Below are 12884 nucleotides of genomic sequence, written 5' to 3'. Positions count from 1 at the left end.
GGGTGGCGGCTTCGCCTTACCCGGCAAAAGCATCAGCTACGGCGCAGGATAGGTATAAACCTGATGCACCGCTTCAATCTCCGCTAACACCTCTTCACTCAGGTTCAGATGGAAACTCTCAATGTTAGTTTTCAGCTGTTCCATGGTCGTCGCGCCAAGCAGGGTACTGGCAACAAACGGCTGACGGCGCACGAAGGCCAGCGCCATCTGCGCCGGATCCAGGCCGTGGCGCTTCGCGATATCCACATAGGCTGCAACGGCTTTCTGCGTCTGCTCGCCGCTGTAGCGGGTAAAGCGGCTAAAGAGGGTATTACGCGCCCCGGCCGGTTTCGCACCGTTCAGGTATTTCCCCGTCAGGGTGCCGAAACCGAGGCATGAATAGGCGAGCAGTTCCACTTCCTCATATTGCGTCACTTCGGCCAGCCCCACCTCGTAGCTGCGGTTAAGCAGGCTGTACGGGTTCTGGATGGTGACGATGCGCGGCAGATCGTGTTTATCCGCCAGGTGCAGATAGCGCATTACGCCAAAGGCCGTTTCGTTGGACACGCCAATGTAGCGGATTTTTCCCGCGCGCTGGCATTCGGTCAGCGCCTCCAGCGTTTCCAGCAGCGTAACGGCGGGGGCGCTCTCGTTCCAGCTATACCCGAGCTTGCCAAAACAGTTGGTTGGACGCTGCGGCCAGTGGACCTGGTAAAGGTCGAGATAGTCGGTTTGCAGGCGCTTCAGGCTCGCGTCCAGCGCGGCGCGGATATTTTTGCGATCGAGGATCTGGTTTGGGCGGATCCCGGCATCGTTGTTTCGCGCGGGGCCACTCACTTTCGAGGCGATAACCAACTTTTCACGGTTACCGCGTTTTGCCAGCCAGTTACCGACATAGGTTTCGGTAAGTCCCTGCGTTTCAGGGCGTGGAGGCACAGGGTACATCTCTGCGACATCAATCAGGTTAATCCCCTGGCTGACGGCATAATCGAGTTGTGCATGGGCATCGGCTTCGCTGTTTTGTTCACCAAATGTCATCGTGCCCAACCCCAGTTGACTTATCTCCAGAGCGCTGTGGGGGATACGGTGATAATGCATAGCCGGCTTCCTTCAATAGACATGTAGACCGCGTCAGGAACCTCCCGACAAAGGAATATAAACATGGCAGAGGGGAAGCAAAAGGGGAAGAAAAAAATCAAAAAGGCCAGTAGGCTACTGACCTCCGACTGTTATCGCTCAATAATTTGCGAGACTTCGTCGCGATTGATCTGCATTTTATTGCCTGCCTGGTCATGGTAGCTGACCAGACCGGTATCATCGTCGACTTCAGGTTTACCGTCAGTCAGGATCATCCGGCCGTCTTTCGTCGCCATGACGTAATCACTGCTGCAGCCCGAAACGGCAAACGCCAACCCGACTGCTGAAATTAACACCGCCCATTTTTTCATCGTTATCGTCCTCATCTGGCTCGTATCAAATCATAGTGTAGTATTAACCCGTTATAGCAACAGGGTGAAGCGGTAAAATCTTAAAAACCAGGCGATTATGTTTGTGAGCTCGCAAAATAAGTAAAAAACTATGTTTTAAGTAAGAAATGACGAGCAAGCAGCGCGCCGGTGAAATTTTTTTTGAGATAAAAACCGCGCGGTAGCGTCAGTATGGGTTCGCCCATCGCGCCGATCGCCTCGGTAAGCGCTTTGCTGTTTGCCGCTTTCGGGCGCAGCTGTAACACTTCTCCGTGCCGGGCGGTAATTCGCTCGACCTGACCGAGCACAATCATGTCCATCAGTTCCTCCCAGTCCAGGCGCAACTGATGCTCCTCTTCTTCATCCGGGCTCCAGAGCAGCGGCGCGCCAACGCGGCGTTCAGCTAACGGGATCTGCCGTTCGCCTTCAACCGGAACCCAAAGCACGCGATTCAGCTTATGGCGCACGTGGCTGGTTTCCCACGTTACGCCGGTATTGCCGGTTAAGGGCGCAACGCAGACAAAGGTAGTCTCCAGGGGCCGACCCTGGCGGTCGATAGGAATGGTTTTTAACTCTACGCCAAGGGCCGCGAAATCTTGCTCTGGCTTGCTCCCGGCGCTTGCCCCCAGCCACAGCTCCAGAAGCATGCCGATCCAGCCCTTATCTCGTTTCAGATCCTTCGGGATCTGTAGCCCTGCCATCGCCGCAAGTTCGCCCAGCGAGAAGCCTGCAAGGCGCTGAGCCTGCTGTAGCAACTGGCTTTCGCTCGAAGGCGGTGAGAGCAAGGGTGAAAGCGGATGCATGACGATAACCTTTTGATTAAAAAATAAACGAAGAAACAGTCCCCTGTGGATAGAGTTTAACTTTTTCTGTACCAATATTCCATGTGCATGATTTATAGGTTTTTTTATGAAGTTTTCACGGTTTCATCAGGGACGCAAAACGGGTTGTTCAAATCTGGTCACTGACAATAAACAGGATCTTACACCATGTTATCCACAGAAAAATGGGATAACTGGGCATAACCCTGACTACTGTTTCAATTTACAGCCTTGACGTGCGACGAAAATCCAAATTTCAGACAAATTGTGCCTAACTTATTGGCACAATCTGTGGATAAAACCGACGCTGTTCGATCTTTCATCAGCACGACGATCCCTGCTGTGACGATCGTCACGCTATTCTGCATTTTGTTTGTCGATATGAATATAAGATAATGAAAAATATGGCTTTATGTTGAAGGTGAGAAATGGGAGGGCAGAGGCCATTTCAGGTTGTTCATCGGTAATCAGACACTTCTTCACAACTATATCCACAGAAAAGGTGAATAAAATTGCCCTTGAGACCGCACATCTGTTTATAACTCTGCGCTTATTTGTGAGTTATTCAAATGTTATTAGGTTGCAGGCCTGTAAGAGAGTGGTTTACCGCCTCACTGTAGTGTGAAACAATCATTCATATATAAGGTTTAGTTTGGGGTAGTCCGGTGATTGATGACGATGGCTACCGCCCGAACGTAGGAATAGTAATTTGTAATCGTCAGGGCCAGGTCATGTGGGCCCGTCGATATGGTCAGCACTCCTGGCAGTTCCCGCAAGGCGGGATCAATCCGGGAGAGTCCCCAGAACAAGCGATGTACCGGGAGCTTTTTGAAGAGGTCGGTTTAAGCCGAAAAGATGTTCGCATCCTTGCCTCGACCCGCAACTGGTTGCGTTACAAGTTACCGAAACGTTTGGTGCGTTGGGACACAAAGCCGGTTTGTATCGGCCAGAAACAGAAGTGGTTTCTTCTGCAGTTGGTGGGCAACGATTCGGACATCAATATGCAAACCAGCAGTACGCCGGAGTTCGATGGCTGGCGCTGGGTGAGCTATTGGTATCCTGTTCGTCAGGTCGTGTCATTTAAGCGCGATGTTTACCGTAGGGTGATGAAAGAGTTTGCAAGTGTGGTGATGCAGCTTCAGGAGATCCCGCCTAAGCCGCAGAGCGCACCTGCCTGGCGACGTAAAAGAGGTTAAGCTACGCAAATCATGCTCACCCGCTTGCGAGAAATAGTCGAGAAGGTGGCCAGCGCTCCGCGCCTCAACGAGGCGCTGAATATTCTGGTCACTGACATCTGTCTTGCGATGGAGACCGAGGTCTGTTCGGTGTATCTGGCCGACCACGATCGGCGCTGCTATTACCTGATGGCGACCCGCGGTTTGAAAAAGCCGCGGGGGCGCACCGTAACGCTCGCATTTGATGAAGGTATCGTCGGTCTGGTTGGGCGGCTGGCTGAACCTATCAACCTTGCCGACGCGCAAAAACACCCCAGCTTTAAATACATCCCTTCCGTAAAAGAAGAACGCTTCCGCGCGTTTCTGGGTGTGCCGATTATTCAGCGTCGTCAGCTACTCGGTGTGCTGGTCGTCCAGCAGCGCGAGCTGCGTCAGTATGATGAAAGCGAAGAGTCTTTCCTCGTCACGCTGGCGACACAGATGGCGGCGATCCTCTCTCAGTCTCAGCTTGCTGCGCTCTTTGGTCAGTACCGCCATACGCGCATTCGCGCCCTTCCGGCATCGCCAGGGGTGGCGATTGCGGAAGGCTGGATGGACGCCACGCTGCCGTTGATGGAGCAGGTCTACGAAGCCTCTACGCTTGATGAAGCGCTGGAGCGCGAGCGTCTTACCGCCGCGCTGGAAGAGGCGGCCAATGAGTTCCGTCGCTACAGCAAGCGCTTTGCCGCTGGTGCGCAAAAAGAGACGGCGGCCATCTTCGACCTCTACTCGCACCTGCTTTCCGACGCGCGTCTGCGCCGTGAGCTTTTTGCTGAGGTTGATAAAGGCGCAGTCGCGGAGTGGGCGGTTAAAAAGGTCATCGAAAAATTTGCCGAGCAGTTCGCTGCACTGACCGACGGTTATCTGAAAGAGCGGGCGGGAGATCTCCGCGCGCTGGGACAGCGCCTGCTGTTCCACCTCGATGATACCATACAGGGGCCGAATGCCTGGCCAAAACGGTTTGTGCTGGTGGCCGATGAACTTTCGGCAACAACACTGGCCGAGCTGCCGCAGGACAGACTCGCCGGGGTTGTCGTACGTGATGGTGCAGCGAACTCCCATGCCGCCATTATGGTGCGCGCGCTCGGTATCCCTACCGTTATGGGGGCGGATATTCAGCCTTCGGTGCTGCATCGCCGCACGCTGGTGGTTGATGGTTACCGCGGTGAACTGCTGGTCGATCCTGAGCCGGTTCTGCTCCAGGAATATCAGCGTCTCATCAGCGAAGAGAATGAATTAAGCAAGCTGGCGGAAGATGACGTTAACCTGCCCGCGCAGCTTAAAAGCGGAGAGCGGATCAAAGTCATGCTCAACGCCGGCTTAAGCCCCGAGCACGAAGAGAAGCTTGGCAGCCGCATCGACGGGATCGGTTTATACCGCACTGAAATCCCCTTCATGCTGCAGAGCGGTTTCCCCTCCGAAGAGGAGCAGGTGGCGCAGTATCAGGGGATGTTGCAGATGTTCAACGACAAGCCTGTCACCCTGCGAACCCTGGATGTCGGGGCGGATAAACAGCTACCGTATATGCCCATCAGCGAAGAGAACCCGTGTCTGGGCTGGCGCGGGATCCGCATTACGCTCGATCAGCCGGAGATCTTCCTGATCCAGGTGCGCGCGATGCTGCGCGCCAACGCCGCGACGGGCAATCTCAGTATCCTGCTGCCGATGGTCACCAGCATAGATGAAATCGACGAAGCGCGGCGCCTGATCGAACGTGCTGGTCGTGAAGTGGAAGAGATGATTGGCTATGCGATCCCGAAACCACGGATCGGCGTCATGCTCGAAGTGCCATCTATGGTCTTTATGCTGCCGCAGCTGGCAAATCGCGTTGATTTTATCTCTGTCGGTACCAACGACCTGACGCAATATATTCTGGCCGTCGACCGGAACAACACCCGCGTCGCCAGTATCTACGATAGCCTGCACCCGGCGATCATTCGCGCGCTGGCGATGATTGTCCGTGAGGCTGAACAGTACGGTATTGATCTCCGCCTGTGCGGTGAAATGGCCGGAGACTCGATGTGCGTCGCGATCCTGATTGGTCTGGGGTATCGCCATCTGTCAATGAACGGCCGCGCAGTAGCGCGCGTGAAGTATTTGTTGCGGCATATCGACATCAATGATGCCCGCGAGCTGGCTGAGCGCAGCCTTGAGGCGCAGCTGGCCGCAGAGGTTCGTCACCAGGTGGCGGCATTTATGGAACGGCGCGGTATGGGCGGCCTGATCCGCGGTGGTCGCTAATCGTCTTTCGTCCTCTCCTTGTGGAGAGGGCGCCAGTGCGCACAAAAACCTATACACATCTTTTACATCTCTGGCGCATCCTCCGCGCCCGCCTTATGCTATGATTCGCAACTTTGGAGCCTCTGCTTAAGGCAGAATCGCATGTCTACCGCTGTCCACTTTCAGCGGAATAACAACATCTTGTGGTGACAGATGAACAGTGGTTATCTGCATTTTCCGGAGTTTGATCCGGTCATTTTCTCAGTAGGACCTGTTTCGCTTCACTGGTACGGTCTGATGTACCTGGTGGGCTTTATTTTTGCCATGTGGCTCGCGGGCCGTCGCGCCAGCCGTCCTGGCAGCGGCTGGACCAAAAACGAAGTTGAAAATCTGCTGTACGCGGGCTTCCTCGGCGTGTTCCTCGGTGGCCGTATTGGGTATGTACTGTTCTATAACTTCCCGGTGTTCCTGAACGATCCCCTCTACCTGTTCCGCGTCTGGGACGGCGGCATGTCCTTCCACGGCGGCCTGATTGGGGTGATCCTGGTGATGGTGATTTTTGCCAAACGCACCAAACGCAACTTCTTCCAGGTGTCAGATTTTATCGCACCGCTGATCCCGTTTGGTCTGGGGGCGGGTCGTCTGGGCAACTTTATTAACGGTGAGCTGTGGGGCCGCGTTGACCCAAGCGTGCCGTACACGATGCTCTTCCCGGGCTCCCGCGCGGAGGATATCGCGCTGCTGCCGTCGCACCCGGAGTGGCAGTCCATTTTCGATACCTACGGCGTGCTGCCGCGTCATATGTCCCAGCTGTATGAACTGGCGCTGGAAGGCGTGGTGCTGTTTATCATCCTCAACCTGTTTATTCGCAAGCCGCGCCCGATGGGAGCTGTTTCCGGACTGTTCCTGATTGGCTATGGCGCGTTCCGCATCATCGTTGAATTCTTCCGCCAGCCGGATGCGCAGTTTACCGGCGAATGGGTACAGTACATCAGCATGGGGCAGATCCTCTCCATTCCGATGATTGTCGCGGGTGCCATTATGATGATTTGGGCGTATCGTCGTCGTCCACAGCAACAACTTTCCTGAGGAACCATGAAACAGTATCTTGAATTGATGAAAAAAGTGCTCGATGAGGGCACGCCGAAAAACGACCGTACCGGTACCGGTACGCTCTCCATTTTTGGCCACCAGATGCGCTTCAATTTGCAAGAAGGCTTCCCTCTGGTGACGACGAAGCGCTGCCACCTGCGCTCGATCATTCATGAACTGCTCTGGTTCCTGCAAGGCGACACCAACGTTGCGTATCTGCACGAAAACAACGTCTCCATCTGGGACGAATGGGCAGATGAAAACGGCAACCTGGGCCCGGTTTACGGCAAGCAGTGGCGCGCATGGCCAACGCCTGATGGCCGCCATATTGACCAGATCACCACCGTGATGAACCAGCTGAAAAACGATCCGGACTCTCGCCGAATCATCGTTTCCGCCTGGAACGTGGGCGAGCTGGATAAAATGGCGCTGGCTCCGTGTCACGCGTTCTTCCAGTTCTATGTCGCAGACGGCAAGCTCTCCTGCCAGCTCTACCAGCGCTCCTGTGACGTGTTCCTCGGCCTGCCGTTTAACATTGCCAGCTATGCGCTGTTAGTCCACATGATGGCGCAGCAGTGCGACCTGGAAGTGGGTGATTTCGTCTGGACAGGTGGGGACACCCATCTTTACAGCAATCATATGGAACAGACGCATCTTCAGCTCACTCGTGAACCGCGCGCGCTGCCGAAGCTGATTATCAAACGCAAACCGGAATCGATCTTCGATTACCGCTTTGATGATTTTGAGATTGAGGGGTACGACCCGTACCCTGGTATCAAAGCGCCCGTCGCTATCTGATGCGGTAAAGCGTGACATAACCGGTGCTGTTTAGCGCCGGTTTTTTTTCGTCTTTATTTCGTTTTCCGAGGCGTTATCCAGAAAACGTGCAACGCGCTGCAACTCTCCTGATACTTCGGATAACGCCTCGTAAAACCATTATTCACCGCTCGCCACGCCCACGGCGAATCGCCACACTTCCCGCATGAAAAAAGAGAACGGCTTTACGCTTATCGAAACGCTGGTGGCAGTCTCGCTGGTTGTCATACTCAGCGCCTCAGGTCTGTACGGCTGGGACAGCTGGCAGCGGCAGCAGCGGCTGTGGCAAACCGCCAGCCAGGTGCGCGACTATCTGGTGTTTCTGCGAAATGATGCCAACAGGTACAACCGCGATCATCACATAACCCAGCTGCGGGTTGGGGAACAGCAGTGTCTGGTGAGCGCTGCCGTGCAAGGCTGTGAGAAGGGCAGCCCCTTTGTTCTGATTCCACTCTGGCCAGAGGTCGCGGTGAGCGAGGTCACACCGTCATTAGGCTTCTATGGGTTAAGGGATACGGCATGGGCAGGGCGGATACGCGTGCAAAGCCGTGCCGGAGAATGGCTTATCCTGATCTCAGACGGAGGGCGCATCAGAATGTGTAAGGTCTCACAAGGAGGTTCATGTCGATGAGACAACGCGGTTTCTCGCTGACAGAAGTTCTGATTGCTACGGCCATCAGTAGCCTGTTGTTGATTGGCGCATCGCGCTTTCTACCCGGATTGCATCAGGCGGTATTACTGCAATCCGGCCAGAGAGAGCTGGAAGAAGAGGTCTGGCAGCGCCTGTTTGCTCTCGGCAAACAGCTTCAGCGTGCGGGTTACTGTGCTGGGAACTGCCAGGGGCAAGGGCTGGCGATCGCAAGGCAGGGCAGCTGCGTCATTGTTCGGTGGGATACCAACAGTAACGGTCGTTGGGATCGCAGTGCATCAGAAAACGACAGCACCGGTTTTCGTCTGGAATCGGGCGCGCTGGAAACGCTTCGTGGGGCAACCTCATGTGAAGGTCAGGGATGGGAAAAGCTCACGGACCCGGACAGGCTCGCCATCGCGCATTTTGTGGTGAGGAAAGTAACACACGCCGGGTTTGCGCCGGAGCTGAATATCGAACTGTCCGCCCTGCGCAACGGCGATCAAGGAGAGCCTTATCAGGCTTTGTATACGGTCACGGGGTACAACCTGTGAACCGTCAACGCGGTATGTCTTCGCTGGCGCTGGTTCTACTTTTACTGGTACTTGGTACGCTGATCCTCACCGGCCTTAACCAGCAGCTGACAACGTTCAGCGCGCTCGTTGGCGGAGAGAGCCGTTCGCTGCAGCAGCAGGCTTCTGTACAGTCAGCGCTTGAGTGGGGACGCGTTCAGAGCTGGTCACCCGATCCTGAAGTCCAGTGCAAAAAGGCACCCGCCTGGCAAGTGTGTTTGCGGCGGCTGAGTGAGACCACTGTTTTACTGATTGCCGGAGTCAACGACCTGCTACTCTGGCGTTCAGGAGAGATTATTGACGGTAATATTCGCTTTTCGCCTCACGGCTGGAGTGATTTTTGCCCGCTAAAGGAACGTTCGCTATGCCAGCTGCCGTAAGCAAAGAAAAAGGATTTAGCATGGTTGAGGTCCTGCTGGCGATGATGCTGCTGGTCATCATCGTCACGGCACTGGCCGGCTATCATCGGGCGCTGGCGGCGCGGTTTACGCTGTTTAACCAGTATCGTCAGCTCTGGCACCACGCCTGGAATCAGGCTCAGCTCTCAACAAATGTTCTGCCCGCAGGCTGGCAGGCCAGTCGGGTGCAGACAACGCACGCAGGATGTGTCAGCATCACGGTTACACTTATTTCTCCTCTGGGGCGACGCGGTGAAATAACGCGTCTGCATTGCCCGGTTAGCCAGTAGTCGGGAGCGTCTATGTTAAGGGTCTACCACTCAAATCGTCTGGATGTGCTGGAAGCACTGATGGAATTTATTGTTGAGCGCGAGCGGCTCGACGATCCTTTTGAGCCTGAAATGGTGCTGGTGCAGAGCACCGGTATGGCACAGTGGCTGCAAATGTCGCTTTCCCGTAAGTTTGGCATTGCCGCGAATATTGATTTCCCGCTGCCCGCGAGCTTTATCTGGGAGATGTTTGTTCGCGTGTTACCGGACATACCAGAGCAGAGCGCCTTCAACAAGCAGGGCATGAGCTGGAAGCTGATGGCGCTGCTGCCGGAGATGCTCCAGCACGATGAATTCGCCATGCTGCGCCACTACCTTAATGACGATACCGATAAGCGCAAGCTGTTCCAGCTGGCGTCGCGCACCGCCGATCTCTACGACCAATACCTTGTTTACCGTTCTGACTGGTTAATTCGCTGGGAAGCGGGCGAACTGGTTGAAGGGTTACCGGAGGCGCAAATATGGCAGGCACCGCTTTGGAAAGCGCTGGTCGAGCATACGGAGAAACTTGGGCAGCCTAAGTGGCACCGTGCCAACCTGTACGATCGGTTTATCTCAATACTCGAGAATGCGTCGGCGCGTCCAGCCCGACTGCCGTCACGCGTTTTTATCTGTGGGATATCCGCATTACCGCCTGTTTATCTGAAAGCGTTGAATGCGCTGGGTAAACATATCGATATTCATATTTTGTTCACCAACCCTTGCCGACAGTATTGGGGGGATATCCTCGACGAACGTTGGCTTGCGCGGCTGGTGACTCGCCAGCGAAAGCGCCTTTTTGAAGAACGATCCGTCCCGCTGTTTAAAGACGGCTCGACTGCCGGGCAGCTTTTTGATGAAGACGGCATCCAGAACCTGCCCAATCCACTGCTTGCCTCATGGGGGAAGCTGGGGCGTGATTACATTCACATGCTCTCCGATATTACGTCATCAGGCGAAGGTGACGTTGACGCCTTTGTCGAGATCGCCCCGGATAGTCTGCTGCACAATATTCAGTTAGATATTCTGGATCTGGAGAACCGCGCCGTCATGGGCGTGACGGCGAAAGAGTTTGAGCGCAGCGACAGCAAGCGGAAGCTGGACGCTGAGGATCGCAGTATCACGATCCATGTTTGTCATAGCCCGCAGCGTGAGGTCGAAGTGCTTCACGATCGGCTGCTGGCGATGCTGCAGGACGACCCTGAACTGACGCCGCGCGATATCGTGGTGATGGTGGCGGACATCGACAGCTACAGTCCCTTTATTCAGGCCGTCTTCGGCAGTGCGACGGGTGAGCGATATCTGCCTTACGCCATCTCTGACCGTCGTGCCCGTCAGTCGCACCCGGCATTGCAGGCATTTATCACCCTGCTTTCACTGCCGGATAGCCGGTTTATCTCCGAAGATGTTCTGGCGTTACTGGATGTTCCCGTGCTGGCAGCCCGCTTCAACATCAATGAAGAAGGGCTGCGCTACCTTCGCCAGTGGGTAAACGAATCAGGCGTTCGCTGGGGCATCGATGACGATAACGTCCAGGAGTTCGAGCTTCCCCCAACCGGCCAGCATACCTGGCGGTTTGGCCTGACGCGTATGCTGCTGGGCTACGCCATGGAGAGCAGCCAGGGCGAGTGGAACGAAGTGCTGCCTTACGATGAGTCCAGCGGTTTGATTGCTGACCTGGTAGGGCATTTAGCTTCTCTGCTGATGCAACTTAACCGCTGGCGCCGTGAGCTAATGCAGCCGCGTCCACTTGAAGAGTGGCTCCCGGTGTGCAGGGCGTTACTTAATGATTTCTTCCTGCCAGACAACGACACCGAAGCGGCTATGGCGCTCATTGAAACGCAGTGGCAGGCTATCGTTGACGAGGGCGTGAATTCCCACTATCGCGAAGCGATTCCTTTGTCGCTGCTGAGAGATGAGTTGACGCAGCGCCTTGACCAGGAGCGAATCAGCCAGCGTTTCCTGGCAGGCCCCATCAATATCTGTACCCTGATGCCAATGCGCTCAATTCCCTTTAAGGTGGTCTGCCTGCTCGGCATGAACGACGGTATTTATCCTCGGGCCCTGGCACCGCTGGGGTTCGATTTGATGAATGCAGATCCAAAGCGGGGTGACCGTAGCCGTCGTGATGATGACCGCTATCTCTTCCTTGAAGCGCTCATCTCCGCTCAAAGTAAGCTCTACATCAGCTATATCGGTCGTTCCATTCAGGACAACAGCGAGCGCTTCCCCTCCGTTCTGGTGCAGGAACTTGTGGACTATATCGGCCAGAGCCACTATCTGGCTGGGGATGAGGCGCTTAACTGCGATGAAAGCGAGCAGCGGGTGAAGGCGCACATTACCTGTATCCACAGCCGCATGCCGTTTGACCCGGTAAACTATATTGTCAGCGAACAGCAGAGCTATGCCCGCGAATGGCTGCCAGCAGCGAAAAAAGAGGGGAGAGCCCATACGGATTTTATTCAGCCGCTTGATCCGCTGCCCATTAATACTCTGACTTTCGAACAGCTTCAGCGGTTTTGGGCGCATCCGGTGCGCGCCTTCTTCCAGCAGCGATTACAGGTCAACTTCCGCTCTGAAGAGAGCGAAATTCCTGATGCAGAACCCTTTACTCTGGAAGGGCTGGAGCGCTATCAGCTAAACCTCCAGCTGCTTAATGCGCTGGTTGAAGAGGAAGATGCAGACAAACTTTACCGCCGCTACCGTGCCGCAGGACAACTACCTTACGGTGCGTTTGGGGAAATCGTCTGGGAGGCGCAGTGCCAGGAGATGACCGCTCTGGCGGAGCGCGTCAGGGAGCACCGCCAGCCCGGACACAGCATCGAAATCGATCTCAGCTGCAAGGGCATACAGCTCACGGGCTGGCTAAACCAGGTTCAGCCAGATGGGCTACTGCGCTGGCGGCCTTCTCTGCTCAGCGTTTCACAAGGATTGCAACTCTGGCTGGAACATCTTGTCTACAGTGCGGGTGGGAATAAAGGTGAAAGCCGGATCTTCGTGCGCAAAGAGGGCGAATGGCGCTTCCCACCTATGGAGGCAGAACAGGCGTTACGCTATCTGTCCTTGTATATTGAGGGCTATCTTCAGGGAATGAACAAACCCCTCCTGTTACTGCCCGAAAGTGGCGGTGCGTGGATAAAAGCCTGTTATGACGCGCAGAATGATGCGATGTTAACGGATGAGGCTTCGCTGCAGAAAGCGCGCAGTAAATTTATGCAGGCCTATGAAGGAAACATGATGGTGCGCGGTGAAGGTGAGGATGTCTGGTATCAACGTCTATGGCGAACGCTTGAGCCAGAATACTTCGAGGCTATTACGGAAGAGGCACAGCGCTACCTGTTACCGTTGTTTAAGTTTAATCAGTCCTGAG

Annotated in this window: 12 protein-coding genes; 9 read left to right on the top strand and 3 right to left on the bottom strand. The window is 55.1% G+C overall.

Going from position 1 to position 12884, the window contains the following annotated elements:
* Positions 1–36: 36 nt before the first annotated feature.
* From HBA26_RS15625 to mutH, 3 genes are all read right to left on the bottom strand, one after another.
* Positions 37–1077 carry an NADP(H)-dependent aldo-keto reductase gene (locus HBA26_RS15625; protein ID WP_028014287.1) on the bottom strand — a complete coding sequence of 347 codons (1041 nt, stop codon included), beginning with the start codon at positions 1075–1077 and terminating at the stop codon, positions 37–39.
* Positions 1078–1208: 131 nt separating this feature from the next.
* Positions 1209–1427 carry a YgdI/YgdR family lipoprotein gene (locus HBA26_RS15620; protein WP_014885085.1) on the bottom strand — a complete coding sequence of 73 codons (219 nt, stop codon included), beginning with the start codon at positions 1425–1427 and terminating at the stop codon, positions 1209–1211.
* 128 nt (positions 1428–1555) lie between these two features.
* A complete protein-coding gene (gene mutH, locus HBA26_RS15615; RefSeq protein ID WP_028014286.1) occupies positions 1556–2248 on the bottom strand; it encodes a DNA mismatch repair endonuclease MutH in 693 nt (230 codons plus the stop codon).
* Between the two features lie 683 nt (positions 2249–2931).
* Here mutH and rppH point away from each other — a divergent pair.
* The 9 genes from rppH (at position 2932) to recC (ending at position 12883) form a co-directional block, all read left to right on the top strand.
* A complete protein-coding gene (rppH, locus tag HBA26_RS15610) occupies positions 2932–3462 on the top strand; it encodes an RNA pyrophosphohydrolase (RefSeq protein ID WP_013098553.1) in 531 nt (176 codons plus the stop codon).
* A 12-nt stretch (positions 3463–3474) separates the two neighbouring features.
* A complete protein-coding gene (ptsP, locus tag HBA26_RS15605; RefSeq protein ID WP_126344941.1) occupies positions 3475–5721 on the top strand; it encodes a phosphoenolpyruvate--protein phosphotransferase in 2247 nt (748 codons plus the stop codon).
* 192 nt (positions 5722–5913) lie between these two features.
* Positions 5914–6789, top strand: a complete 876-nt coding sequence (gene lgt / locus HBA26_RS15600; RefSeq protein WP_028014284.1) for a prolipoprotein diacylglyceryl transferase — start codon at positions 5914–5916, stop codon at positions 6787–6789.
* A 6-nt stretch (positions 6790–6795) separates the two neighbouring features.
* A complete protein-coding gene (gene thyA / locus HBA26_RS15595) occupies positions 6796–7590 on the top strand; it encodes a thymidylate synthase (RefSeq protein WP_047367463.1) in 795 nt (264 codons plus the stop codon).
* Between the two features lie 184 nt (positions 7591–7774).
* Positions 7775–8239, top strand: coding sequence for a prepilin peptidase-dependent protein (locus HBA26_RS15590; protein ID WP_041908382.1), 465 nt, complete (start codon positions 7775–7777; stop codon positions 8237–8239).
* Positions 8230–8790: a prepilin peptidase-dependent protein gene (locus HBA26_RS15585; protein WP_126344942.1), complete on the top strand. Its 561-nt coding sequence runs from the start codon at positions 8230–8232 to the stop codon at positions 8788–8790. The genes HBA26_RS15590 and HBA26_RS15585 overlap by 10 nt, the downstream gene beginning before the upstream one ends.
* A complete protein-coding gene (locus tag HBA26_RS15580; RefSeq protein ID WP_047367465.1) occupies positions 8787–9188 on the top strand; it encodes a DUF2509 family protein in 402 nt (133 codons plus the stop codon). Before HBA26_RS15585 ends, HBA26_RS15580 begins: the two co-directional genes overlap by 4 nt.
* A complete protein-coding gene (locus HBA26_RS15575; RefSeq protein WP_048960720.1) occupies positions 9173–9496 on the top strand; it encodes a prepilin-type N-terminal cleavage/methylation domain-containing protein in 324 nt (107 codons plus the stop codon). The genes HBA26_RS15580 and HBA26_RS15575 overlap by 16 nt, the downstream gene beginning before the upstream one ends.
* 12 nt (positions 9497–9508) lie before the next feature.
* On the top strand, positions 9509–12883 hold the full coding sequence (recC, locus tag HBA26_RS15570) for an exodeoxyribonuclease V subunit gamma (protein ID WP_126344943.1): 3375 nt from the start codon (positions 9509–9511) through the stop codon (positions 12881–12883).
* The last annotated feature ends 1 nt before the right edge of the window (position 12884 follow it).

Source organism: Enterobacter sp. 725m/11 (assembly GCF_011683705.1).
In the GTDB taxonomy this organism is placed as follows: domain Bacteria; phylum Pseudomonadota; class Gammaproteobacteria; order Enterobacterales; family Enterobacteriaceae; genus Enterobacter; species Enterobacter bugandensis.
The sequence above is the reverse complement of the archived record's forward strand: the minus strand, read 5'-3'. Positions and strand labels throughout refer to the sequence as shown.

Coding starts and splice junctions, on each gene's coding strand:
- HBA26_RS15625 (WP_028014287.1), bottom strand. CDS start 1,077: ATGCATTATCACCGTATCCCCCACAGCGCTCTGGAGATAAGTCAACTG.
- HBA26_RS15620 (WP_014885085.1), bottom strand. CDS start 1,427: ATGAAAAAATGGGCGGTGTTAATTTCAGCAGTCGGGTTGGCGTTTGCC.
- mutH (WP_028014286.1), bottom strand. CDS start 2,248: ATGCATCCGCTTTCACCCTTGCTCTCACCGCCTTCGAGCGAAAGCCAG.
- ptsP (WP_126344941.1), top strand. CDS start 3,475: ATGCTCACCCGCTTGCGAGAAATAGTCGAGAAGGTGGCCAGCGCTCCG.
- lgt (WP_028014284.1), top strand. CDS start 5,914: ATGAACAGTGGTTATCTGCATTTTCCGGAGTTTGATCCGGTCATTTTC.
- thyA (WP_047367463.1), top strand. CDS start 6,796: ATGAAACAGTATCTTGAATTGATGAAAAAAGTGCTCGATGAGGGCACG.
- HBA26_RS15590 (WP_041908382.1), top strand. CDS start 7,775: ATGAAAAAAGAGAACGGCTTTACGCTTATCGAAACGCTGGTGGCAGTC.
- HBA26_RS15585 (WP_126344942.1), top strand. CDS start 8,230: ATGTCGATGAGACAACGCGGTTTCTCGCTGACAGAAGTTCTGATTGCT.
- HBA26_RS15575 (WP_048960720.1), top strand. CDS start 9,173: ATGCCAGCTGCCGTAAGCAAAGAAAAAGGATTTAGCATGGTTGAGGTC.
- recC (WP_126344943.1), top strand. CDS start 9,509: ATGTTAAGGGTCTACCACTCAAATCGTCTGGATGTGCTGGAAGCACTG.